This is a genomic window from Klebsiella sp. (genome assembly GCF_027492335.1).
In the GTDB taxonomy this organism is placed as follows: domain Bacteria; phylum Pseudomonadota; class Gammaproteobacteria; order Enterobacterales; family Enterobacteriaceae; genus Klebsiella; species Klebsiella huaxiensis.
Genome location: NZ_JAPUEW010000084.1, coordinates 1 through 24,847, shown reverse-complemented (window position 1 = coordinate 24,847; position 24,847 = coordinate 1). Strand labels below are relative to the sequence as shown.

The following is a 24,847-nucleotide window of genomic DNA, read 5'->3' as shown; positions in this document are numbered from 1 at the left end:
TAATTAATATTTAGGGAAATGATGAATCAGGTCAAGGGATCGCCATACGATGTCAGCACAAAAAGACAATGAAGCCCCACGTCGCCCCGGTCGCCCGCGCGGGCAAAAATCCGGTTCCGCCAACCGCGAACAGCTGATGGATATTGCCCTGGCGCTGTTTGCCCGCCACGGGATCGCGCGGATTTCACTGAACGCCATTGCCAAAGAAGCGGGGGTGACGCCCGCGATGCTGCACTACTATTTCAGTTCGCGGGAGGCGCTGGTGGAAAAGCTGGTCGAAGAGCGCTTTATGCCGCTGCGCAACAATATCGGCCTAATTTTTGTTGAACATAGCAATGAGCCGGTGACCGCTTTTACCCTGCTTATTGAAACTCTGGCGGCGATGGCAGAGAAAAATGCATGGTTCGCACCGCTGTGGATGCAGGAGATCATCGGCGAGATGCCGGTACTGCGTCAGCATATGCACGCGCGTTTTGGCGATGAGAAATACCACAAAATGCTGGCGACGGTGCGCCGCTGGCAGCAGGAGGGCAAACTCAACCCGGCGCTGTCGCCGGAGCTGCTGTTTACTACCTTAATAAGCCTGGTACTGGTGCCGTTTTCGCGTACCCACACCGACGTGCGATTGCAATCAGTGAACAAGCAGATGATTGTCAGCCACGCGCTGGCACTGATTGGCCACGGAATTGGCGGCTGAGATTCACCGCCATCTGCGGGCCGGTAGCCCGCGTCACGAACCGGAGAAGCTTTAAACCGGCTGCTGGTGGCGGCTAAACCGCGATGCCAGCGGCAGCCAGCACAGCAGAATCAGCAAGCCCATCAGCATCATTAACAGGCCCAGGCTGCCCTGACCGGTCTGCGGCATCATTGCCGACAGCCATGCCAGCACGCCGGAGCCAATGTTTTGCAGCCCACCCACCAGCGCCCCGGCGGTTCCCGCAAGGAAAGGAAATGGTTCCATCGCACCGCTGGTCGCCAGCGGGAACAGCATCCCCGCGCCAAAAAAGAACAGCGCGGCGGGCACCAGCAGGGTCCAGACGGTCATGATGCCCAGCAAGCCCGGGATCCACATCATCACCCCCGCCAGCAGACAGCAAATCACCGATTGCCACATCAGCGTTGGGAAGCGTTTATTCGGGCGTCCGGCAAACCAGGCGCCAAAAAACGCCGCCGGGATCGGCAGAATAAACAGGATACTGACCGACATACTGCTCAAACCCAGCACCGCGCCCATCAGTACGCCGGAACAGGCTTCAAAAACGGCGATCCCCGCCAGGCCGCCGATCAGCATCAGCAAATAGCAGTTAAACGCGCCGGTACCGAACAGGGTTTTGTAGTTGGTGATAAGCCGGGTACGCGGTGCGCCGGTTGGTCGGGTTTCCGGCATCCAGCGCGCCATGCTGAAGGTCACGCCAGCACAAAGCACCAGCAGGAAGACGTAGCAGGCCCGCCAGTTCCACAGGGTATCGAGAATACCGCCGATCAGCGGCGCGAGCAGCGGACTGACCAGGATTCCCATATTCAACAGACTGTTAGCGTGCCTGAGCTGTGCGCCTTCATACAGATCGCGCGGCAGGGTTCGCGCCATCACGCCGCCGACCCCGGTGCCCATCCCCTGCATTGCGCTGGCGGCGATCAGCACCGGTAGGCTATGGGTAGTGATGGCAACCAGCGTCGCTAGCATAAAAATAGACATTCCCACGAGGATCACCGGGCGACGACCAACGCGATCCGATAGCGGGCCGTAGAAGAGCTGCGATACGCCGTAGGTCAGCAGATAAGCGGCCATGACGCTCTGCACCGCGCCCTCACGAACGTTGAGCGATATCGCCATATCGGCTATCGCCGGAATATAAATGGTCTGCGCCATCTGGCCTACGGCCACCAGCAGTACCAGCATCAACAACAAATTGAAGTTCTTATGCCGTTTCATGTCGATGAATACTTTGTGAAATATAGAAGATAAAGAATATGTGACTAACACACCCGCAAAACGATGGAGGAATCTACCACATAAAAATGACAGAACAACCCTGAGCGGAGGGATTATCGGGGTATTTCAGACAGGTTTTGTAAACAATAATCGGCAACTAATGTTGCCATATCCGGCTTAAGACAGCCGTAGCAGAATCGCCCCGGCGGCGATACCGCAGGCAGCAACGATACGCAGTGGAACCACCTTCTCTTTCAGTAAGATAAAAGCGATAACCGCGCCGAAAAGAATAGAGGTTTCGCGCAGAGCGGCGACCACCGCCAGCGGTGCCTGAGTCATTGCCCACAGCGCCAGACCGTAAGAGCCCATGGTACCGATGCCGCCGACCATTCCCTTCTTCCAGTGCTGGCGTAAATAGCGACTGGCCTGCGGGCGTCGGGCGATCATCGCCCAGCTCAGTAGACAAAAACCGTTCATGAAAAAGGTCCACAGCGTATAGCCCAGCGCGGTTTCTGAAAGCCGCACCCCGGTTCCGTCCACCAGCGTGTAACCGGCAATAAAACAGGCGTTAATCAGCGCCAGTACAATACCGGTACTTGAACGGGATCGCCCGTTAAAAGCCATCGCCAGAATCGCCAGGCAAATGACGCCAATTCCCAGCCACGCCAGCGGCGAGAGGTGGTCGCCAAGGAAAGTGACGCTGATTATCGCCACCAGCAGCGGCGCGGTTCCGCGCATCAGCGGATAGGTCTGGCTCATATCGGAGACTTGGTAGGTTTTCGCCACCAGCACCGTGTACACCACCTGTAACGCACAGGAGACAGCAAGAAACGGCACGCTGGCGAGTGTGGGTTGTGGGGCAAAGGGGAGTAAAACGAGGGCAATTAATGCGGCTGAACCGCTAACGCCGATTGCCGCATACATCTTATCGCCGCTCGCTTTAACGATAGCGTTCCAGCTGGCGTGAAGCAAAGCAGCGAACAGCAAAATACAGAATACGGTGATGGTCATTACGGCCCGGATATGGGGAATAAATCGTCACTGGACTGTAACATGCGCTCTCCCCGGCAGCCAGCGATGGCTAAAGTGAGCAGAACAGACGATGTGTGACCTGGGGTTCATCGAACACCGGGCGAAATCCCAGATTTTCATAAAACGACCAGGCCGTTGACGGCGCATGGGTGTTGAGAAAATCAAAGCTGGCACCAGAGTGAGTGATAACCGAAACCAACAGCTGGTGCCCAATCCCCTGTCGACGGTGGCGCTCACCGATATATAAATGGCGAATGCGCCCGGCCCGCACCTGCTGGCTAAAAGGGTCGATGTTCAGCCCGCACACGCCGACCAGCTGCCCATATGCAAAGGCCCCCAGCAGCTTTTCTCCCGGGGCGTTAAAGCGGTTTTCCCCACTTTGCCAGTTCTCTGCCAGGCGGCGGAGCATATTGTAATTTTGCGCCAAGCTTTCGACTCGCAGCGCCGTAAAACCTGGGTCGTCCGGGGTTATTGCGGCAATCAACAGCGGTGCCATGGTTTTCTCCATCGGGTTAGCCTGTAGAGGGGCGGTTTCCCGCCCCTCTCAGGTGCGACTTGAACCTGAATCAGCGGAACTGTTTCAGGACTGCATCAAGCAGTTGCAACACGGCAACCATGAGTTTCAGGATCAGAACAACGATATCCACTCCGCCCATACGCGTCTCCTCTGGTTCAGGAGCACGACCGACTGGCGTACCTTTCCGCCGCCTGTTGCCAGCCAGGGTATACCCGTCATATTTCAGGCGCGGCCTGTCGGCTACGACCCAAGTTATTCAGGGTATTTGTTGACGTAACACAGTGTGCTCTGCTGGGGTTAAGGCGCTGACGGCACCACCCGTTTCAGCCAGGACTTCATTTGCGCCGGTAAAAGTGCGGCCCCCAGATGTCACTCTGCGTACCCCATCAGTATAGAATGATTACTGTATAAATGAACAGTATATTTTGGACAAATCTGCGAGTACGATCCATACTCTACATCAGCAAAAACCGTCGCGAAATTGCGCCTTCTCCCCCGATCGCGTATACTTTTTCCGTTGACGTAATACAGTGTACTCGCGGCTACCAACCGCAAAGACACCGTTCAAAAAACCTCGCCACGCGCGGGGTTTTTTGTTTCTATCTCTTCGCAAATTAATGTGATCCTTCACGCAGTTTCTCATGGTTGAAAATAAATCCGTTGTGAAATGGCAAAAGCTGTGTTTGTATAAATTCATTCACTTTTTTAAGACAACAGGTCCCTAATGAACGCATCCATCCTGACTTCGACTCTACTACTAACCGCGCCTGCCGCGGTGGTCGTCGTGTCTGTGGTGGTCGTCGTCGGCAACGCGCCGTAGGGTCCGGAACAACACGAATTCCAAACCCCGCCGGCGCAAACCGAGCGGGGTTTTTCGTTTAAGAGCCCTGCCCGGATAAGCTAAGTAATTCGGGTTGCAGGAAGGCGGCAAGTGAGCGAATCCCCAGTCACGTACATAGGTACGTGACTGGGGTGACCAAGCGCAGCCAACGCACCAGCAACGTGAAGTACGACGCGTAAAGTCGGCCCAGAATAAAAGGACTGGAGCATGGCAAGTTCGGGCACAACATCACAAAAAATGCGCTTCACTGGCGCACAGTTAGTCGTTCATTTACTGGAGCGTCAGGGGATCACCACGGTCAGCGGCATTCCGGGCGGCTCTATCCTTCCCATTTACGACGCATTAAGCCAAAGCACGCAGATTCGCCACATCCTGGCGCGTCACGAGCAGGGCGCGGGGTTTATCGCTCAGGGCATGGCGCGTACCGAGGGTAAACCGGCGGTGTGTATGGCCTGTAGCGGGCCGGGGGCCACCAACCTGATTACCGCCATCGCCGACGCTCGCCTGGATTCGATTCCGCTGGTTTGCATTACCGGCCAGGTTCCGGCCTCAATGATCGGCACCGACGCCTTCCAGGAAGTCGACACCTACGGTATCTCTATCCCCATCACTAAGCACAACTACCTGGTGCGCAATATCGCTGAACTGCCGCAGGTGATGAGTGACGCGTTTCGCATCGCGCAGTCCGGGCGACCAGGACCGGTGTGGATAGATATTCCTAAGGATGTCCAGGCGGCAACCATTGAGCTGGATGCCCTGCCGGAACCGGGAACCCGCATGGCGGCCCCGGAGTTCGACAGCGCCAGCGTGCGTGAAGCAGCGGCGATGATTAACGCCGCACAGCGTCCGGTACTCTACCTGGGCGGCGGGGTCGTCAACGCTCCTGAACAGATTCGCCAGCTGGCGGAGAAAGCCAATCTGCCGACCACCCTGACCTTAATGGCGCTGGGGATGCTGCCGAAAGCGCACCCGCTGTCGCTGGGCATGCTGGGGATGCACGGCGCGCGCAGTACCAACTTTATTCTGCAAGAGGCTGATTTACTGATTGTTTTAGGTGCGCGTTTTGATGACCGGGCGATTGGTAAAACCGAGCAGTTCTGCCCGAACGCGAAGATTATTCATGTTGATATCGACCGTTCAGAGCTGGGTAAAATTAAGCAGCCGCACGTGGCGATCCAGGGCGACGTTGCCGAGGTGCTGGCTCAGTTGATCCCACAGGTCGAGGCGCAGCCGCGCAGCGAATGGCTGCAGCTGGTGACGGATTTGCAGCGTGAATTCCCCTGCAACATCCCGCAGGAGAAAGACCCGCTCAGCCATTATGGTTTGATTAACGCCGTGGCCGCCTGCGTTGACGATGAAGCGATTGTGACCACTGATGTGGGCCAGCATCAAATGTGGACCGCTCAGGCTTATCCGCTGAACCGTCCACGCCAGTGGCTGACCTCCGGCGGATTGGGCACCATGGGATTTGGTCTGCCCGCGGCGGTTGGTGCGGCGCTGGCGAACCCGCAGCGCAAGGTTATCTGCTTCTCTGGCGACGGCAGCCTGATGATGAATATCCAGGAGATGGCAACAGCGGCGGAAAATCAGCTGGATGTGAAAATCATCCTGATGAATAACGAAGCCCTGGGGCTGGTTCATCAGCAGCAGAGCATGTTCTATAAGCAGGGCGTGTTTGCCGCCACCTACCCGGGAATGATCAACTTTATGCAGATCGCCGCCGGTTTCGGCCTGCAAACCTGTGATTTAAATAACGAAGCCGACCCGCAGGCGGCGCTGCAGGCAATTATCGACCGCCCAGGCCCGGCGCTGATCCACGTACGTATCGATGCCGAAGAAAAAGTGTATCCAATGGTACCGCCGGGTGCGGCCAATACTGAAATGGTGGGGGAATAAGCCATGCAACAACCAACTCATGAAAACGTTATTCTACAGCTCACCGTGCGCAACCATCCTGGCGTAATGACCCACGTTTGCGGCCTGTTTGCCCGCCGCGCATTTAACGTGGAAGGCATTCTTTGCCTGCCGATTCAGGACAGCAATCAGAGCCGCATCTGGCTACTGGTCAACGACGACCAGCGCCTCGGGCAGATGATTAGCCAGATCGAAAAGCTGGAAGACGTTGAGAAAGTGGTACGCAACCAGTCCGACCCGTCCATGTTCAGCAAAATTGCCGTCTTTTTTGAGTAACTCATCTTCCCGGCAGAAATATTCTTGCCGGGAAGAAAATCTGCTCTGGGGTTATTCAGAGCAGATTTTTCTGTACTCATCTAAAGATGATGCTTTAGATTTTTTATCCATCTCATCAGGCCACTTTACTTCACGGCCATAAATGCCTGGTTTCATATTAAGGGATGTATCTAATAACGCATCGTTGAAACTCATATAATTACTAATCCATAGCCACAGCTTGTAGTTAGGCATAAACAGCGCGTCCGTACCTGCGTCGGTCGATATCAGGTTAAAGGAATCGATCATAGTGGTGCTGATGCTGGAGTCATAAACGACACAGCGAATTGTGGAATATGATGAGTGTTTATTGCGTGAATAGATACTGATGGCTTGTATCTGGCTCCAGTCATACTCTTTGCATTCGGGTTTTGTTCGCTTATAAAAAGGATGATACCACCAAAAAGTATAGGTTAATTTATAAGTAATACTGTACATAACGTAATCGTAAACATAAACCTTGCCGGTTTTTCTATTGAAGCGAACCGGATAGTGTCGAGGAGCGAAGATAAAGTAATTAACAATGGCAGCAAAAACAAATGTCATGAAAAATATAGTGAAAAAGGCAATATGCAGTAAAAACTCATCGCCTACTCTTGAACTCCAGGTTTCAACATAACGCTCAAAATTGAATGCTGCATCATATAATAAAAATAGCGTAGCACCAAAACATAAAATAACAACAGGCAAGAAAAGCACAACACCCAGAATATTCATCCCATAAAATGAAGTGTAGTTACGTGTAATCTCGCAGTAGTCATCATTGACATAAGCTAATTTTTCGCTGTGCGAGAGTTTATCTGTTTTACTCTGCGCTTTTTTATTTATCTTATTGAGCACGTGCTCATCGATCGTTTGCTTTGCTAAGTGAGGTCGTTGATGCATATATATTCCCTTGCTGATTCTTTAGGGACAATATCACGCAGGTTACGTACTGTACATAATATACTCATTGATCTTTGGCAGAAATAATCGTGATATATTTTACGTGTGAATGACTTTCAGGCTTATATTACGATTGTTCCAATAAGACATAAAAATTAAATATCTCTCCCGCCGTTGTGAATGACGTGCTGGCTACACAAGCCGCGCGTCGTCAAGGCAAAAATCTGAGAATCCCCGGGTGCTTACTTCAGTAAGTGACTGAGAGGAGCAGAGGCAGCTTGAAGGATGAAGTGTATATCGTTAAGGTAAGCGCGTTTTTTAACCCGCCAGGAATCGCCATGACCACTATCGCCCTTATCGACGATCACCTTATCGTCCGCTCCGGTTTTGCCCAACTGCTGGGGCTGGAAGCCGATTTTCAGGTCGTCGCCGAATTTGGTTCCGGGCGCGAGGCGCTGGCGGGACTGCCCGGTCGCGGGGTGCAGGTTTGCATCTGCGATATCTCAATGCCGGATATCTCCGGGCTTGAGCTGCTGAGCCAATTACCGAAAGGGATGGCTGTCGTCATGCTGTCAGTCCACGACAGTCCGGCGCTGGTAGAGCAGGCATTGAACGCCGGGGCGCGCGGTTTTCTCTCCAAACGTTGCAGTCCGGATGAACTTATCGCCGCCGTACGCACGGTGGCGACAGGCGGCTGCTACCTGACGCCGGATATCGCCATGAAACTGGCGGCCGGGCGGCGGGACCCGCTCACCAAACGCGAACGCGAAGTGGCGGAAAAGCTGGCGCAGGGGATGGCGGTAAAAGAAATTGCTGCTGAACTGGGACTCTCGCCGAAAACCGTTCACGTCCATCGCGCTAATCTGCTGGAAAAACTGGGCGTCAGCAACGACGTCGAGCTGGCGCGCCGGATGTTCGATAGCTGGCAATGAAAGCGATTCTCTCCCGACTGCTCTCGGTAATCGGCTGTTTCTTTATCTTCTCTGCTGCCTGGTTCTGCCTGTGGAGCATCAGCCTGCACCTGGTGGAGCGGCCAGACCTTGCGGTATTGCTATTTCCCTTCGGCCTGCGTCTTGGCCTGATGCTGCAATGCCCACGCGGCTACTGGCCGGTATTGCTGAGCGCGGAGTGGCTGCTTCTCTTCTGGCTGGCGCAGGAAGTGGCGCTGGCGCATCCGATAATATTGATGACCGGAAGCCTGCTGACCCTTCTGCCGGTGGCGCTGATCTCGCGCTATCGTCATCAGCGCGATTGGCTCACCCTACTGCGCCAGGGCGGTGCGCTGATCGCTGCCGCGCTGCTTCAGTCACTTCCCTGGCTGCTGGAGGGCAAAGAGGGGCTGAACGCGCTGCTGCTAACCCTGACCGGCGGCCTGACGCTGGCCCCGACCTGCCTGGTTATCTGGCACTATCTCACCAGTACCGTCTGGCGGCCGTTGGGGCCATCGCTGGTGGCGCAGCCGGTGAACTGGCGCGGGCGGCATCTTATCTGGTATCTGCTGCTGTTTAGCATCAGCCTCTGGTTACAGCTCGGGCTGCCTGCCGAACTCTCGCGCTTTACTCCTTTCTGCCTGGCGCTGCCGATCATTGCTCTGGCCTGGCACTACGGCTGGCAAGGGGCGCTGATCGCAACCCTGATGAACGCTATCGCGCTGATTGCCAGCCAGACCTGGCACGATCATCCGGTGGATTTGCTACTTTCTCTGCTGGCGCAAAGCCTGACGGGCCTGCTGCTAGGGGCCGGAATTCAGCGGCTGCGCGAGTTGAACCAGTCTCTGCAAAGTGAGCTGGTGCGCAACCAGCGGCTGGCGGAGCGCCTGCTGGAAACCGAAGAGAGCGTGCGCCGCGAGGTGGCCCGCGAGCTGCACGATGATATCGGCCAGACCATCACCGCGATTCGCACCCAGGCGGGGATTGTGCAGCGTCTGGCACCGAACGACGCCAGCGTCCGGCAAAGCGGCCAGCTGATTGAGCAGCTCTCACTCAGCGTCTACGACTCGGTACGCCGTCTGCTGGGCCGCCTGCGTCCGCGTCAATTGGATGACCTGACGCTGGAACAGGCGGTACGTTCGCTGATGCGTGAAATGGAGCTGGAAGATCGCGGTATGGTCAGCCACCTGGAGTGGCGCATTGATGAATCGCTGCTAAGTGAAAACCAGCGCGTCACCCTATTCCGCGTCTGTCAGGAGGGGCTGAATAATATCGTCAAACATGCCAGCGCCAGCGCCGTTACGTTACAGGGCTGGCAGCAGGAGCAGCGGCTGATGCTGGTACTGGAGGATGACGGCTGCGGCCTGCCCCCAGGCTCCGGCCAGCAGGGCTTCGGCCTTACCGGCATGCGCGAGCGCGTTACGGCGCTGGGCGGTAGCTTAACCATCTCCTGCACCCACGGCACCCGCGTTTGCGTCAGCCTGCCGTTGCGTTACGCCTGAGGAATGATGATGTTTGCCTTTTTAAAATCCCCGCCGGATGCTCAACCGATAGCCGATAAACAGGCGCTGGACGAGCGCTATCGCTACTGGCGTCGGCATATTCTGCTGACCATCTGGCTGGGCTATGCACTATTTTACTTCACCCGTAAAAGCTTTAACGCCGCCGTACCGGAAATCCTCGCCAGCAACGTGCTGACGCGCAGCGACATCGGCCTGCTGGCAACGCTGTTTTACATCACCTACGGACTATCAAAATTTTTCTCCGGTATCGTCAGCGACCGCTCTAACGCCCGCTATTTTATGGGCATTGGCCTGGTGGCTACCGGCGTCGTAAATATTCTGTTCGGCTTCTCCACTTCGCTGTGGGCCTTCGCGCTGTTGTGGGCGCTGAACGCCTTTTTTCAGGGCTGGGGATCGCCGGTATGCGCCCGCCTGTTGACGGCATGGTATTCGCGTACCGAACGCGGTGGCTGGTGGGCGCTGTGGAATACGGCGCATAACGTTGGCGGGGCGCTGATCCCGATGGTGGTTGGTGCGGCGGCGCTGCACTACGGCTGGCGAACGGGGATGATGATTGCCGGGATGCTGGCGATCTTCGCCGGACTGTTTCTCTGCTGGCGGCTGCGCGACCGCCCGCAAGCTGTGGGGCTACCGGCGGTGGGCGACTGGCGGCATGATGAGCTGGAGATAGCCCAGCAGCAGGAAGGTGCGGGGCTGACCCGTAAAGAGATTCTCACCAAATACGTGCTGCTGAACCCCTACATCTGGCTGCTCTCGCTGTGCTACGTACTGGTGTACGTGGTGCGCGCGGCGATTAACGACTGGGGCAACCTGTATATGTCGGAGACCCTCGGCGTCGATTTGGTCACGGCTAACTCGGCGGTAACCATGTTCGAACTGGGCGGATTTATCGGCGCGCTGGTGGCGGGCTGGGGCTCTGACAAGTTATTTAACGGTAATCGTGGACCAATGAATCTGATTTTCGCCGCCGGGATTTTGCTCTCCGTCGGCGGTCTGTGGCTGATGCCATTTGCCAGTTACGTAATGCAAGCAGCCTGCTTCTTTACTACCGGTTTCTTCGTTTTTGGCCCGCAGATGCTGATCGGCATGGCGGCGGCGGAGTGCTCGCACAAAGAGGCGGCGGGGGCGGCAACCGGCTTTGTTGGTCTGTTTGCCTATTTGGGGGCTTCGCTCTCCGGCTGGCCGCTGGCGCAGGTGATGGAGATTTGGCACTGGACTGGATTCTTTGTGGTAATCGCCATTGCGGCCGGTATTTCCGCCCTGCTGCTGCTGCCGTTTTTAAACGCCCAGGCACCGCGCGAAGCGTGACCGACTTCACCTTTCTCAGTCGAATAGCGTAAAACTAAGAAATTTTCCCGGTTTCGCCTGGACGCTGTCTCAGGCGTGTCTCCTGGCTGATTTTTACAATGCCTGCCATTCGCAGGTATAAAAATTAGCTCGGGAGTGTCAAATGCTGGCCTTTCTAAACCAGGTGCGCAAGCCGACCCTGGATCTGCCGCTCGAAGCGCGGCGCAAAATGTGGTTCAAACCGTTCATGCAGTCGTACCTGGTGGTTTTCATCGGCTACCTGACCATGTATCTGATCCGCAAGAACTTTAACATCGCGCAGAACGACATGATCTCCACCTATGGGTTGAGCATGACGCAGTTGGGGATGATTGGCCTCGGTTTCTCCATCACCTACGGCGTAGGTAAAACGCTGGTCTCCTACTACGCTGACGGTAAGAACACCAAGCAGTTCCTGCCGTTTATGCTGATCCTCTCTGCCATCTGTATGCTTGGCTTCAGCGCCAGCATGGGCGCGGGGTCGACCAGCCTGTTCCTGATGATCGCCTTCTACGCCCTGAGCGGTTTTTTCCAGAGTACCGGCGGCTCGTGCAGCTATTCGACCATTACCAAGTGGACGCCTCGCCGTAAGCGCGGCACCTTCCTTGGCTTCTGGAATATATCCCACAACCTCGGCGGCGCGGGCGCAGCGGGAGTGGCGCTGTTTGGTGCCAACTACCTGTTCGACGGTCACGTCATCGGTATGTTTATCTTCCCATCGATTATCGCACTGATTGTGGGTTTTATCGGCCTGCGCTTTGGTAGCGACTCCCCGGAATCCTACGGCCTCGGCAACGCCGAAGAACTGTTTGGCGAAGAGATCAGCGAAGAAGACAAAGAGACAGAAGAAAACGCCATGACTAAATGGCAGATCTTCGTCGAGTACGTGCTGAAGAACAAAGTCATCTGGCTGCTGTGCTTCTCCAATATCTTCCTGTACGTGGTGCGCATCGGTATTGACCAGTGGTCTACCGTCTACGCTTTCCAGGAGTTGAAGCTTTCTAAAGAAGTGGCAATTCAGGGCTTTACCCTGTTTGAGGTGGGCGCGCTGGTCGGCACGCTGCTGTGGGGTTGGTTGTCGGACCTGGCGAACGGACGCCGCGCGCTGGTGGCCTGCGTCGCGCTGGCGCTGATTATCGCCACCCTTGGGGTTTATCAGCACGCCAGCAACCAGTACGTCTACCTGGCATCGCTATTTGCTCTTGGCTTCCTGGTGTTTGGCCCGCAGCTACTGATCGGCGTTGCCGCCGTGGGCTTTGTGCCGAAAAAAGCCATTGGCGCTGCCGATGGGATTAAAGGCACCTTCGCCTATCTGATCGGCGACAGCTTCGCCAAGCTCGGTCTTGGGATGATTGCCGACGGTACGCCGATTTTCGGCCTCACCGGCTGGGCAGGCACCTTTGCCGCGCTGGATGCGGCGGCTATCGGCTGTATCTGCCTGATGGCTATCGTCGCGGTCTTTGAAGAACGTAAAATCCGCCGCCAGAAAAAGACACAAACTTTGCAGACTGCCTGAGTCATTGGGTGTGAGTCACTTTGCCCGGCCTTTACGCCGGGCTTTTTTATGCTTCCTGCTGGGCCGTCTGGTGCAACAGCTCCCGCAGCCACTGCTGCGCCGGGTCGCGATGGCTGCGTTCGTGCCAGGCCATGCTTTTGGTAAAACCGGGTATCGCCAACGGCGGCGGGGCGATTTTCATCCCTGACGCCATCTTCGCCAGCCGACGCGGCACTACGGCAATCATATCGCTGACCGCCAGCACCTCCGGCAGGACCAGAAAACTACTCACCGACAGCCCAACTCGCCGGGAACGACCCAGCGCCGCCAGCGCATCATCGGTCACGCCGCGAAAACTATCACCCTGCCAGGAGACCAGCACATGCTCCAGCTCGCAGAATAAATCCAGGGTCAGCGGCGCGGCAGCCTGCGGGTGATCTGCGCGCATCAGGCACACGTACTCCTCCTGATACAGCGCCCGGCTGTGCAGATCCGGCGGCGTGGAATGCGGCGTCAGCAGCGCGATATCCACTTCACCGCGTTCGGTCTGAGCGAACAGCGTGGCGGGCGATTCCGGAATAATGCGCACGCGGATGCCCGGCGCCAGCGGCTTCAGGGCTGCGATAAACGGCACGATCACCGCTTTCAGCGCATAGTCGGTGGCGGCGATAGTCCAGGTGAAATCGGCATTGAGCGGTTCGAAAACGGCGGGCTGCAGCAGGGCTTCGGCATCAGTCAATAGCTGTTTAACCGGCGAGGCCAGCGCCTGAGCGCGCAGGGTCGGCACCATCCCGTGCGGGGCGCGGATAAACAGCGGGTCGTTAAAGGCTTCGCGCAGCCGGGTCAGCATACCGCTCACCGCCGGTTGGGTGAGCGAAAGCCGCGCCGCCGCCCGGGTGACGCTGCGTTCATCGAGCAGCGCATCCAGCGTTTTCAGCAGGTTAAGATCGAGGTTTCTGATATCAGATTTCATGATAACTGTCCGCAGCCGCGATAAGTCACATTATGGTACGTCCGGCAGTCGACAGCTGGCAAATTCCCATTATGATAGTGGGGCTGCGATTAAGTGAGAGGATGCATGATCTGGTTAGGACTGGCCACGCTGATAGTGGTATTTGTTGTGGGATTTCGGGTGCTTACCTCTGATTCACGCCGTGCAATTCGCCGTCTGAGCGAACGATTAGGGATTACGCCGGTGCCGCTGGAATCGATGATCGATCAGCTGGGAAAAACCGCCGGTCACGAGTATCTGCGCTACCTTGAGCGGCCTAATGAAGCGCATCTGCAAAATGCCGCTCAGGTGCTGCTTATCTGGCAGGTGGGGATCGTTGACGGCAGCGAGCAAAACCTGCACTACTGGTATCGGTTGATGCAAAAGGCCCGCCTTGCAGCACCGATTACCGAAGCGCAAATCCGCCTCGCGCAAGGTTTCCTCCGCGAGCTGGAGCCGGAAATCAGCGAGCTGCATGCTCTGCAAGAACGCTATAACACGCTGTTTTTACCGGAAGATGGCGTCCACTGGCTACACTGATATCACTATTTTTAATGATGTTTATAAAAGATGGTGATTCGATTTATATCACTCTGCGGCGCATAGTTGACCTCGTTAAAACACACACTGACGAGGTTCACCATGCAACAGCCATCGCAACAAAGCGCCATCATCTGGCCGCAAGATTACCTGCCGGGCACCACCGATAACTTCGCTTCCAACGAAATCATCGTCAGCGGCCTGACGGCGGCACAAATCTGGGCGCAGCTCGACGATACCACCCTTTGGCCGGGTTACTACAGCAACGTCGCCGATATCCGTTTTCACGACGGCAGCGGCCCGAAACTGAGCGCCAACGCCCGCTTTCGTTTCTCCACTTTCGGCTTCCCGATTGAAGCACAGGTCACCGAGTACGTTCCACCGGTCGCCGGACAAGCAGCGCGCGTGGCCTGGCACGGCTGGGCGGAAGGCGATGAGACTACGCGCCTCGACGTGATCCACGCCTGGCTGTTTGAGGATTTACCTGGCGGGCGGGTGCGTATTTTGACCCAGGAGTCGCAGAAAGGCGTACCGGCGCAGGAGCTGGCGCGCACCGTACCCAATCCGATGATTAATGGGCATCAGGAGTGGATTTGCGGTCTGGTGACAGCGGCGCATAAGGCTAAATAATCGATAGTGGCCCGGAGGGATCCATTACGTCAGCACCTCCAGCCCATGTTTTTGCACGATATTGAGTAATTTCAGCGCCAGCCCACCGGGGCGTTTTGCCCCGCTTTCCCATTTTTGGATCGCGGAAACGCTGGTGTTCAGATAGCGCGCAAAAACGGGCTGGCTGACGTTGAAATGCTCCCGCAGAGCCTTAATTTCATCAGGTTGAAGATCGCTCACGTTGCTGAGACAGGCTTCATCGAAGCTGCGCATTGTCTCCTGTGGAATGGCATCAACACTGTACAAACCCGCAGCGGCGCTATGGATAGCTTCAAAAGCCGGGCTTTTGAATTTAGTTTTTGCAATCATGACAAATCTCCACCAATTCTTAAATATCGCACAACGGGCTATATTTAAATTGCTGATAAAGTGCATGCCTCTGGAATTGCCCGGCGGCGCTTTGCTTGCGCGGGCCTACAGGAAGCGATGGATTTTGTAGGCTGGGTAAGGCGTTAGCCGCCACCCGGCGAAAATGCGAGCACAGTATCTCAAACAGGTATGTTATTAGTCTTGATATGTAGCACTAGGTGCTATATTACTCCTTATTTTTACTCATCTGAACACCTAAAAGAATGATTTTTCCGGTATACGAGCAGCCACGCAAGCGCTTTGAAAAGCCTGAAAAGTTGTCAAAACGTTAAATTCGTCACATTTAAAATGTTACACTGCGCGGCTTCTCCGTATTCAACCCTGCAGGTAACTTATGACTCCTTCGAATGCATCCACGCCACACGCTAGCCCGGCAGAGCGGCCAAACTGGTCGGCGGTCTTCGCGGTGGCCTTCTGCGTTGCCTGCCTGATTACCGTAGAATTCCTGCCGGTGAGCCTGCTCACGCCGATGGCGCAGGATCTGGGTATTTCTGAAGGCGTCGCCGGGCAATCAGTCACCACCACCGCGTTCGTGGCGATGTTTGCCAGCCTGTTTATCACTTCGATTATTCGCAGCACCGACCGCCGCTACGTAGTGATTCTGTTTTCAGTCTTGCTGACTGTCTCCTGTCTGCTGGTCTCCTTTGCCAACAGCTTTGCGTTACTGCTGGTGGGGCGTGCTTGCCTTGGCCTGGCGCTGGGCGGCTTTTGGGCGATGTCGGCGTCGTTGACCATGCGGCTGGTGCCGATGCGCGTGGTGCCCAAAGCGCTATCGGTAATTTTTGGTGCAGTGTCGATAGCATTAGTGATCGCCGCGCCGTTGGGCAGCTTCCTTGGCGGGATTATCGGCTGGCGTAACGTTTTTAACGCCGCGGCGGTCATGGGCGTGGTCTGTACGATTTGGGTGCTGAAGGCGCTGCCTTCGCTGCCGGGCGAGTCGTCGTCGCAGCAGCAAAATATGCTCGGCCTGCTGAAACGTCCCGGTGTGATGGCCGGGATGTGCGCCATCTTTATGGCCTTCGCCGGTCAGTTTGCCTTCTTTACCTATATTCGCCCGGTGTATATGACCCTCGCGGGTTTTGACGTTGACGGCCTGACGCTGGTGCTGCTGAGCTTCGGTATCGCCAGCTTTGTCGGCACCTCACTCTCTTCCATGCTGCTCAAACGTTCAGTAAAAGCGGCGCTGGCGATTGCCCCAATCGTGCTGACCATCAGCGCGGCGGTGCTGGTGTTGTGGGGAGAGAGTAAAATTGTATCGTCGACGGTGGCGGTTATCTGGGGCTTTGCCTTCGCGCTGGTGCCGGTAGGCTGGTCAACGTGGATCACCCGCTCCCTTTCCGATCAGGCAGAGAAAGCCGGGTCGATTCAGGTGGCGGTGATCCAGTTAGCCAATACCTGCGGCGCGGCGGTCGGCGGCGTAGCGCTGGACCATCTCGGCCTGCTGTCGCCGCTGGTGATTTCCGGTACTTTGATGCTGCTTACCGGGTTACTGGTGGCGACCAAAGTGCGGATTTCATCATAAATATTTGCCCCCGACGGCGCAGCGCTCGCCGGGGGATAACGTTCAATCTACCTGTTTTATCATCATAATCAGTCCCCCACCTGCCAGCGCGATAACGGCCAGAATAGGCAGGATGGGCAGATACTGGTTACCCACCACGCTAAACAAAATTGCGCCTAATACGGGCCCCAGAATTTGCGCACCGGTATTGGCAAAATTCAGGATGCCGAGGTCTTTCGCTGAATTCTCGGGATTAGGCAGCACCTCCAGATTCAATGCCTGATCGACCGAAAAGAAAATCCCCGACCCAATACCCGCAATAACTCCGTACCAGATCATCGCGGCGGGCTGCCCGTAAATAAACGGGATAACTGTGCCTGCAGCAATCAACACGGCGGCGAGAAACACCGGTTTTTTGCGGGTGCGCAGTTTGTCGGAAATCGGGCCGGAAATAGGTGCAAAGATCAGCGCGGTTATCATCGTGGCGACACCGGCGAGGGAGATATACTTCCCGGCATCGGCGCTATTGAGCCCCATTCCGCTGGTCAGGAAAAAGAGCTGATAAACGCTAAAAGCGGTAATGGTGATGGCAATCAGCATCTTGCCAAACAGCGCCAGGTAAAAGTCGCGCGCATTGCGTACCGGAAAAATAAAGTACTGGGCAAAGTTGCTGCGGTCGATTTTTTGCCGCGGCATGCTGAGGCTGGATGGCTCTTTGATAATGACTGCCGCAATCGGGCCGGAGAGCAGCATTGCTACCGCCAGAACGTAATAACCCGTATCGACCAGGCCTGGGTTGCTATCGCTAAGAAAGAACCCGCCAACCACCGGGCCACCGTACTGACCGATGATAAAACCTGCGGCATAAATGGAGGAAATTAACCCCCGGTGTTTTGGCGCGATGCGGTCAGCAATGACGGCAATCAGCGGTGCAACGACAAAGTTTATAAAGGTCTGTAATAAGCACCAGAGAAGGATAAAAATCCACAGCTGCTCTTTGGTTTCAATCATTCCCAGCCCCACCATCACCAGGGCGGTCAGGACCGAGCCGGATAAAATCCACGGCGTCCGGCGGCCCCAGCGGGAGCGCGTGAGGTCAGACAGCGCACCGATAATAATGGTGGTAATCGTTGAGGTGACCGCGCCAAGAGTGCCAAGCAGAGCAAGAAAATTATTAACCTCTGAACCCCCGCCGATAATTCGACTGAGCTTGGCCGGATTCAGAACGGAATTGAGTCCCATAAATGGGGCCAGCCACAGCAGCGCGCCGATTCCGACAGCAAGACCTAAAAGTACAGGAGGTTTCGGCTGTTTTTCATTACTGACTGACGCAGACCACCCACCCAAATTAATGGTTTTATCGGTGCTATTCGTGTTCATTAGAGTAAACCTTTTATTTTAAAGGTAGTGTTTATACCCGTCATACTTCAAGTTGCAGGTGTGTTGACTGCGCTCGTTCACCCGAATCACTTACCAGAGTAAGCTCATCGGGATTCACTCCCTTGCCGCGTTACTCGGCCTATGGCCTCGCCCCTTCGGGGCCAGCGCAAGCGCTGTTCAAGGCACAAGTGCCTTGTCCTGTAACTCGAATTATTTAGGGTATATTAAAATTCAAGTGCCACTGGAGTTGCTGCTTTTATCCGGAATAAGCTTGATATAATTATTTCTGTATCGCCGAGGAGAGACCCCACAGTGGCGACGAAAAACTCTTGAGAAATAAAAGGCATCGTTATATCCACTTAATTGTGCAATATCAGAGATAGACAGCACGGTATTTTGCAGCATATTTTTGGCGCGATATATCCGCTGTTCTTCTTTCCATTCATTAATGGTCTGCCCGGTCTCTTCGCGGAACAGATGGGACAGACGAGACGGCGACAAGCAGACCTGCGCGGCGAGGTCGGCGATGCTCAAATCCTCGGTGATATGCCGGTTCAGATAGAGACAGACCTCTTCCACCCTGGCATCGCGCGTTTTCTTCTGCGTATCTTCCTGTAGTCGATAACAATTCAGGATGATACGTTCAAGAACGTTCATTGATATCGCTTCTGACAGCGCGTCGCCTTCAGAAAAGAAGGTAATCGCCTCGCTGAACAGCGTCTTCATTAATTCACCATCGTGCTCACTTTTTAACGTAAGTTTGCCAGGTTCACCTTCGCTACCTTGCCAGGTGAGCCAATTATGCCAATATGGTCGCGGAATAAAATAAATCCAGAAATGATCCCAGCAGTCGCTGGTTTCATCTCGCCCATAATGATGCGGCACGCCGGGTGGAAAAATGAGTAAGTCATTTTTTTCGCAGGTAACATATGTGCCTTCTTTGGTTTTTACCCACGCTTTTCCCCTCACGGTAATATTAATAATATACCCTTCCATTCCGTCCGGACGGTCTATCGGGGTATCGAGAGGACCGCTGCGGACAACCGGTGTAAATCCAGCCACCAGATACGCATCAAAGGTAAAACACATACACCACCTCGCGAAAATTACCGTGATTTTACAAACAACCGCATGCCCCAGGCATCAATCTCAACGCGTTCTCCCTGATGATACCGCTTCCCGCTCAGTGGTTCCGTCACTTCGGCCTCAGTACGGATTGTTGCAGGCGTGGCGCAATAATTGAAAATAAATTGCACCGCCTCGCCCCGGTTGTTTACGGCGCGGCGAACAACCAGCGGCCACTGATACTCTGGCGTAGAGGAGACCAGCGCCGTATCTGATGAGAGCGCGCTAAACAGGTCAAATATTACCTTGCTGGAGGGCAGACAGCCGACATAGAGCGCCTGTCCTTTACCGTAATTCGACAGCGTGGCAGCGGCATATTTTCCCCAGACCGGGTGGTCATAACGCAGCAGAACGGCGGTCTTTTCAGTGTTCGGCGTCAGCAGCTCCATCCACATTTCCGGGCGTTCATCAGGGGCGCAAATCAACGTCTCTGCTTCGGCCCGAAGCCCCACGTTTTCTGGAATGACGAACTGGCTATAGCTGACGCCGCAGCATTTATTCAGAATCGCAGGCTGGGTTTCAGTACGCACCCTGACATTCTCATCACAAAATCCGGACTTAAAGCCAATCAGCACTTTGCCGCCGTTTTCAACAAACTGATTAATACGCTCAAGCTGCTCGTCGGTTGCACAGTAGAGCGCCGGGATAACCACGACCTTGTATTGACTGTTCTGCGGTTCAAGAGTGTTGATGATATCCACCGCGACATTATTGTCATAAAGCGCATCCCAGAACCGTCGCAGGATATCGTTGTAAACGTAATGACCGTGGTTGTTCAGCCCGGGCTGCGGCGTATCGGGTTTAAACCAGTTCATGGCTTCCATCGCATCATTGCTGACCAGAATCGCGACATCGTTTTCCACGCGCAGTTCGTTAAGAACGCCGGACAACTGAGCCATCTCCTGACCGATAGTCATCGCCTCCTGGTAAGTAGGGCCCGGGGCGAAATCATGGCTGATAAGCCCTTTCCAGTAGGTTTCATAGGAGTTGTGGATGGAATGCCAGTGCCAGTAAGAAACCATGCTGGCGCCGCTGGCGATATGGCTGAATGCCTGCAAGCGTAGTTGGCCGGGCCACGGCGTCCATTTGGCAAAACCCTGGGCCTGCGTCTCCATAACATAATAGTTACGCCCATTTTTCAGGTTTCTCGCCACATCGCCGCTGAAGGCTATTTCCCGTCCGCTAAGATGATCCTGACCTGGGTGATAAACGTCGACGCTGACAACGCTCATTGCCTGCGCGGCAGAGAAATGATCGACCTGCGGCTGAAGCCCAAAAGAATAACCGCGCCATTCAAAATCGAAGTTTTGCGTAACAAACTGCTCTGGCCGCGCGTATTCCCGTACGATATCGGCCTGCCAGGCCAGATACTCCGCGACCTTCTCCCGACGAAAGCGGGCAAACGCGCAGCCGAGGCTGGCGTTGATGGTGCTGGCGACCGGGGGAAAATCTTCCCAGCAATCAATGCGATTACTCCAGTACTCAAGCCCAAAGGCATCGTTCATCTGGCGGATATCCGGGAACTGTTTTTTCAATGATGCTTTAAATGCCGACTGAATATATTCGCCAGTATTGTCATAATGCTTTGTTTCATTATCAACCTGATAGCCAATAATAGCCGGATGATGGTGAACATGATTAAGCAGAGCGCGAATAACCTTTTCGGCATGCTGAAGAAAATGCGGGTTAACAATATCCATAATCTGCCGGCGGCCATATTTTTCATGACCGCCTGGCGTGGTGACCAGCGCATCCGGGTGCTTGCGCGCCAGCCAGCCCGGGATAGCGTAGGTTGGCGTGCCGATAATAACGGAGATCCCCGCAAGGTGCATGGCGTCGAGCACGCGATCGATATGGTAGAAATTAAACGTATTCTCTTCAGGCTCCAGCGTGCTCCAGGTGGATTCCGCAATTCTGACAACGTTAATGCCAGCGGCAACCATCATCTCGATATCTTTTTCCAGGCGCTCCTCACGAATGTACTCATCGTAATAGGCCACACCATAATAAAGACCTGCCATATTTAGCTTTCTCCGTGGTTTCGTTATTCGCCAATGCTGGTGACTGGAATAGGGTTAATATATTCCGGGCGTGGAGAAAAAAGCTTAATGATCCGGCTGTCTTTCCTGAACAAATCCGTTGCCAGCAGTAAAGTGTGATCGGTATTACAGGATGGTCATATTTGCTAAAAAAAACCGGATTTCGGTATGAGAACAGCGGGGAGTTATCGCGAGGGTGACAAGATACCGCCGGGCGACGCGTTTATGCCGCCCGGGGAAAGATGGTGAAGTCTACGGACGTTCGCCGTTTGCCAGACGGGCGTTGATGGCGGCAATCACGCCAGGCAAATCCGCCAGCGTATCCACCACATAGTGCGCTCCGGCGGCGCACAGCTTCCCGACGGCATGCTCGCGGCGGGTGGCGATCTCTTCGGCGGTCATCTGCTGATACTCCTCCCAGGTGGCACCGAACTCGTTGCCGGAAACCGCCAGTCCCACGCTCCACATCCCGGCGTTTAATCCCTCGGTAATTCCCGGCGCGGAATCATCGACCTTGACGCAGTGGGCAACCGCATCGATCCCTAAAGCAATCACGTTCTGTAACGCCATCCACGGACCGGGACGTCCTCCGGCGGCGAGGTCGTCCGTCGCCACCCAATAGTCTGGCGCATAGCCTTGCGCTGCTGCTGCGGGAACCAGTTTTTCCATCACCGGACGCGGGTAGCCGGAGCAGGAACCAATCTTCACGCCATCAGCCCGAAGCGAGGCAATTGTGTCGATAACCCCGGCTATCGGTGCGGAAAAATCAACGACTTTGGCAATTTGCAGTGGCATAAAGGCGGCATAGATAGCATCAATATCGGCGGCGTTCATCACGCGGCCAAGCTTAGCCTGCCAGCGAGCGTCCACGGCGGGAAGTTTTCCCAGTGCTTCAATGTGTTGCCATTTTCCGAGGCCCATCGGCACCCGCGCCTCTTCAAGGGTAATTTCCACATCAAAGGCCTGGCAAAAGGCTTCAACGAAAATCTGCGTCGGTGCAAAAGAGCCAAAGTCGACGGTGGTGCCAGCCCAATCAAGAATAACGGCATTAATACGGTTCATGCCGGTTCCTTAATATTGCCAGTACATGGCATTTTTGATGGCCGCCAACAGGGCGGTGATGTCGGCGTCGTACACTTCGCCGATGTTGCCGATGCGGAAGCAGTCGCTCTGCGACACCTTGCCGGGGTAGATCACAAACCCCTGCTCTTTGAGCTGCTGATAGAAATCCTTAAAGCGATACTGCGGGGCGTCCGGGGAGTAAAATGCGGTGATGATTGGCGAGTGCAGGCTATCGTCGAGCAGCGGTTGGAAACCTAACTCGCGCATTCCCGCCACCAGACGCCGCTGATTCGTGCTGTAGCGCTGATGGCGCGCGCTCACGCCGCCTTCTTCTTCCAGCTCCTTCAGCGCCTGGGCGAAGGCCAGGACGGTATGGGTCGGTGAGGTAAAACGCCACTTACCGTGGTTATCTTCCATACAGCGCCACTGGGCGTAGAGGTCCAGCGACAGCGAGCGCGAACGGCCTTTGCAGGTTGCCAGTTCGGCTTCCCGGGCAATAACGAACGCAAATCCAGGAACCCCCTGAATGCATTTGTTGGCGGAGCTGATCAGGTAATCAACATTCAACGCGGCAACGTCCATGGGAATGCCGCCGAAGCTGCTCATGGCATCGACGATATAACGTTTGCCGTACTGTTTCGCCAATGCTGCAACGTCTTCAATCGGGTTAAGCATCCCGGTGGTAGTTTCACTGTGCACCATCGCAATATGCGTGATCGCCAGGTCGGTTTGCAGGATCTGTTCGATCGCCACCACGTCCGGTCGAGAGACTTCGCCGCAGTCGTACGGGTGATGAGCAATGCCCATCAGCTCCGCCATCTCGATCATCCGTGCGCCGTAGGCACCGTTGCTGATAATCAGCACCTTGTCCTGAGGGCCGATAACGCTGCCAAGCACCGCCTCAACCGCGTAGCTACCGCTGCCTTGCAGCAACACCGAAGTGTAGCCCGCGGCTGGCGTCGCCAGTTCCACTAGATGTTGGCGGATGGCCTGAACCACGCCAAGGTTGTAGTCGTCGTCCCAGGTACAGCTATCGAAAAGCATGGCCTCTTTTACCGTACGGGAGGTGGTCAGCGGGCCGGGGGTCAGCAGCAGATAATTGCGGGTGGTCATCTTTTTCACCATTTGGTCTATACCAGATATTTTTTATAATGACGATCGCGGCCTGAAAAGGTCAAAGGGAAAGTGGTGCTGCAACAAAAAATTCATCTGGTTATGTATAATGACCGCATCAAATTTAGCCGCGAGCGAACATGAAATCACCCTCTGGCGAGACCCCGCAGTACCTGCTGATCAAGGCGCAGCTTCAGGTGCGCATTCAAAACGGCGCGCTGAAGAGTGGCGATAAGCTGCCGTCCGAACGCGAACTGTGCGCGCTGTTCAACACGACCCGAATTACGGTGCGCGAGAGCCTGGCACAGCTTGAAGCCAGTGGCGTAATCTACCGCGCCGACCGACGCGGCTGGTTCGTCACGCCGGAGCGTCTGTGGCTGGATCCAACGCAGAATACCAACTTCCATAAGCTGTGCCTGGAGCAGGGGCGGGAGCCGAAAACGGTGCTGCTGGACGGGCGTTTAGCCGCGGTTCCGCTGGATGTGATGACACCGCTGGCGCTACAACCGTTTGACCAGGTTTACCTGCTCACTCGTCTGCGCCATGCCGACGGGCGGGCAATTTGCTACTGTGAAAACCACTGTCTGCCCGCCAGAGTTCCGGAGCTGCTGCGCCACGATCTTAACGGCAGCCTGACTGAGATTTATCAGGCCTACTATGACCTGATATATACCAGCATGCATTTGTCGTTCTGGCCAACCTCAATGCCGCCGCAGGCCGCCGAAGCGCTGGGAGTGATGGAAGGGCGCCCGGCGCTGCTGCTGCGCCGCCTCAACTATGATCAGCACGGGCGAATTCTCGATTACGATATCGAGTACTGGCGTCACGATAGCCTGCGTATCGAAGTCGATACTCATTGATTGCACCGCCTTCGGGGAATGCGCCGGACCTGATACATCGGCACTGCTGCTTCCCGGTGGCGCTACGCTGACCGGGCTACGGGATCGAGCAGCCTGCTGGTTTGGTAGCCCGGACAGGCGCGTCAAGCGCCGCCTCCGGGATTCGCCTTCGCATTGAAATCCTCTGCATCATGCTTCCCGGTGGTGCTACGCTGACCGGGCTACGGGATCGAGCAGTCTGCTGGTTTGGTAGCCCAGACAGGTGCGTCAAGCGCCGCTTCCGGGATTGGCCTCTGCGTTGAAATCCTCTGCATCATGCTTCCCGGTGGCGCTACGCTGACCGGGCTACGGGATCGAGCAGTCTGCTGGTTTGGTAGCCCGGACAGGCGCGTCAAGCGCCGCCTCCGGGATTCGCCTTCGCATTGAAATCCTCTGCATCATGCTTCCCGGTGGTGCTACGCTGACCGGGCTACGGGATCGAGCAGCCTGCTGGTTTGGTAGCCCGGACA

General features: G+C 55.5%; 24 protein-coding genes. 12 read left to right on the top strand and 12 right to left on the bottom strand.

The annotated features are described in order from the left end of the window. The first annotated feature begins 49 nt into the window (after positions 1-49). A complete protein-coding gene (locus QVF11_RS24600; protein ID WP_287859996.1) occupies positions 50-697 on the top strand; it encodes a TetR/AcrR family transcriptional regulator in 648 nt (215 codons plus the stop codon). Positions 698-748: 51 nt separating this feature from the next. On the opposite strand, the gene emrD is transcribed toward QVF11_RS24600, so the two are convergent. The 4 genes from emrD to tisB all read right to left on the bottom strand — a co-directional run bounded on the left by emrD (position 749) and on the right by tisB (position 3,621). After that, positions 749-1,933, bottom strand: a complete 1,185-nt coding sequence (emrD, locus tag QVF11_RS24595; RefSeq protein ID WP_112216083.1) for a multidrug efflux MFS transporter EmrD — start codon at positions 1,931-1,933, stop codon at positions 749-751. Positions 1,934-2,110: 177 nt separating this feature from the next. Next, a complete protein-coding gene (locus tag QVF11_RS24590; protein ID WP_112216084.1) occupies positions 2,111-2,944 on the bottom strand; it encodes a DMT family transporter in 834 nt (277 codons plus the stop codon). Positions 2,945-3,014: 70 nt separating this feature from the next. Then, the gene (locus tag QVF11_RS24585) at positions 3,015-3,461 is read right to left on the bottom strand and encodes a GNAT family N-acetyltransferase (protein WP_287860038.1); all 447 of its coding nucleotides are present in this window, start codon (positions 3,459-3,461) and stop codon (positions 3,015-3,017) included. 70 nt (positions 3,462-3,531) lie between these two features. Then, positions 3,532-3,621, bottom strand: coding sequence for a type I toxin-antitoxin system toxin TisB (tisB, locus tag QVF11_RS24580; protein ID WP_004107126.1), 90 nt, complete (start codon positions 3,619-3,621; stop codon positions 3,532-3,534). Between the two features lie 585 nt (positions 3,622-4,206). On the opposite strand from tisB, the gene ivbL reads away from it, so the two are divergent. From ivbL to ilvN, 3 genes are all read left to right on the top strand, one after another. Then, a complete protein-coding gene (ivbL, locus tag QVF11_RS24575; RefSeq protein WP_112216085.1) occupies positions 4,207-4,302 on the top strand; it encodes an ilvB operon leader peptide IvbL in 96 nt (31 codons plus the stop codon). A 228-nt stretch (positions 4,303-4,530) separates the two neighbouring features. Beyond that, positions 4,531-6,219, top strand: a complete 1,689-nt coding sequence (gene ilvB, locus QVF11_RS24570) for an acetolactate synthase large subunit (RefSeq protein ID WP_112216086.1) — start codon at positions 4,531-4,533, stop codon at positions 6,217-6,219. Between the two features lie 3 nt (positions 6,220-6,222). Next, positions 6,223-6,513 (top strand): acetolactate synthase small subunit, encoded by a 291-nt coding sequence (gene ilvN / locus QVF11_RS24565; protein WP_110275937.1) that lies wholly within the window; start codon positions 6,223-6,225, stop codon positions 6,511-6,513. 51 nt (positions 6,514-6,564) lie between these two features. Here ilvN and QVF11_RS24560 read toward each other — a convergent pair whose 3' ends face one another. Beyond that, positions 6,565-7,437, bottom strand: a complete 873-nt coding sequence (locus QVF11_RS24560; protein ID WP_287859993.1) for a DUF6708 domain-containing protein — start codon at positions 7,435-7,437, stop codon at positions 6,565-6,567. Positions 7,438-7,775: 338 nt separating this feature from the next. Between QVF11_RS24560 and uhpA the strand changes: the two genes are divergently transcribed. From uhpA to uhpT, 4 genes are all read left to right on the top strand, one after another. Then, positions 7,776-8,369 carry a transcriptional regulator UhpA gene (gene uhpA, locus QVF11_RS24555; RefSeq protein ID WP_112216088.1) on the top strand — a complete coding sequence of 198 codons (594 nt, stop codon included), beginning with the start codon at positions 7,776-7,778 and terminating at the stop codon, positions 8,367-8,369. Between the two features lie 17 nt (positions 8,370-8,386). Then, a complete protein-coding gene (gene uhpB / locus QVF11_RS24550; RefSeq protein ID WP_287860036.1) occupies positions 8,387-9,868 on the top strand; it encodes a signal transduction histidine-protein kinase/phosphatase UhpB in 1,482 nt (493 codons plus the stop codon). 9 nt (positions 9,869-9,877) lie between these two features. Next, positions 9,878-11,197, top strand: a complete 1,320-nt coding sequence (gene uhpC, locus QVF11_RS24545) for an MFS transporter (protein WP_112216090.1) — start codon at positions 9,878-9,880, stop codon at positions 11,195-11,197. A 142-nt stretch (positions 11,198-11,339) separates the two neighbouring features. After that, positions 11,340-12,731, top strand: coding sequence for a hexose-6-phosphate:phosphate antiporter (gene uhpT, locus QVF11_RS24540; protein WP_004126843.1), 1,392 nt, complete (start codon positions 11,340-11,342; stop codon positions 12,729-12,731). A 46-nt stretch (positions 12,732-12,777) separates the two neighbouring features. Here the strand turns inward: uhpT and QVF11_RS24535 are convergent, their stop codons facing one another. Then, positions 12,778-13,683, bottom strand: a complete 906-nt coding sequence (locus QVF11_RS24535) for a LysR family transcriptional regulator (RefSeq protein ID WP_112216091.1) — start codon at positions 13,681-13,683, stop codon at positions 12,778-12,780. 105 nt (positions 13,684-13,788) lie between these two features. Here QVF11_RS24535 and QVF11_RS24530 point away from each other — a divergent pair, with 105 nt between their 5' ends. Continuing rightward, entirely contained in the window at positions 13,789-14,241 is a 453-nt protein-coding gene (locus QVF11_RS24530) for a DUF1198 domain-containing protein (RefSeq protein ID WP_112216093.1), read from the top strand. Between the two features lie 102 nt (positions 14,242-14,343). Further along, entirely contained in the window at positions 14,344-14,871 is a 528-nt protein-coding gene (locus QVF11_RS24525) for an SRPBCC family protein (protein WP_142465549.1), read from the top strand. Positions 14,872-14,895: 24 nt separating this feature from the next. Here the strand turns inward: QVF11_RS24525 and QVF11_RS24520 are convergent, their stop codons facing one another. Beyond that, positions 14,896-15,219 (bottom strand): helix-turn-helix domain-containing protein, encoded by a 324-nt coding sequence (locus QVF11_RS24520; protein WP_287859989.1) that lies wholly within the window; start codon positions 15,217-15,219, stop codon positions 14,896-14,898. Positions 15,220-15,613: 394 nt separating this feature from the next. Here QVF11_RS24520 and nepI point away from each other — a divergent pair, with 394 nt between their 5' ends. Next, positions 15,614-16,801 (top strand): purine ribonucleoside efflux pump NepI, encoded by a 1,188-nt coding sequence (gene nepI, locus QVF11_RS24515; protein WP_112216096.1) that lies wholly within the window; start codon positions 15,614-15,616, stop codon positions 16,799-16,801. A gap of 42 nt (positions 16,802-16,843) precedes the next feature. Here the strand turns inward: nepI and QVF11_RS24510 are convergent, their stop codons facing one another. From QVF11_RS24510 to phnW, 5 genes are all read right to left on the bottom strand, one after another. Then, positions 16,844-18,160 carry an MFS transporter gene (locus tag QVF11_RS24510; RefSeq protein WP_287859986.1) on the bottom strand — a complete coding sequence of 439 codons (1,317 nt, stop codon included), beginning with the start codon at positions 18,158-18,160 and terminating at the stop codon, positions 16,844-16,846. Positions 18,161-18,391: 231 nt separating this feature from the next. Then, positions 18,392-19,249: an arabinose operon transcriptional regulator AraC gene (araC, locus tag QVF11_RS24505; RefSeq protein ID WP_287859984.1), complete on the bottom strand. Its 858-nt coding sequence runs from the start codon at positions 19,247-19,249 to the stop codon at positions 18,392-18,394. 17 nt (positions 19,250-19,266) lie between these two features. After that, complete coding sequence (locus QVF11_RS24500) at positions 19,267-21,306, bottom strand: beta-galactosidase (RefSeq protein ID WP_287859981.1); 2,040 nt, start codon at positions 21,304-21,306, stop codon at positions 19,267-19,269. 270 nt (positions 21,307-21,576) lie between these two features. Beyond that, on the bottom strand, positions 21,577-22,386 hold the full coding sequence (gene phnX, locus QVF11_RS24495; RefSeq protein WP_287859977.1) for a phosphonoacetaldehyde hydrolase: 810 nt from the start codon (positions 22,384-22,386) through the stop codon (positions 21,577-21,579). 9 nt (positions 22,387-22,395) lie between these two features. Continuing rightward, a complete protein-coding gene (phnW, locus tag QVF11_RS24490) occupies positions 22,396-23,499 on the bottom strand; it encodes a 2-aminoethylphosphonate--pyruvate transaminase (protein ID WP_287859974.1) in 1,104 nt (367 codons plus the stop codon). A 140-nt stretch (positions 23,500-23,639) separates the two neighbouring features. Here phnW and phnR point away from each other — a divergent pair, with 140 nt between their 5' ends. Next, complete coding sequence (phnR, locus tag QVF11_RS24485) at positions 23,640-24,359, top strand: phosphonate utilization transcriptional regulator PhnR (protein WP_142513468.1); 720 nt, start codon at positions 23,640-23,642, stop codon at positions 24,357-24,359. Positions 24,360-24,847 lie beyond the last annotated feature (488 nt).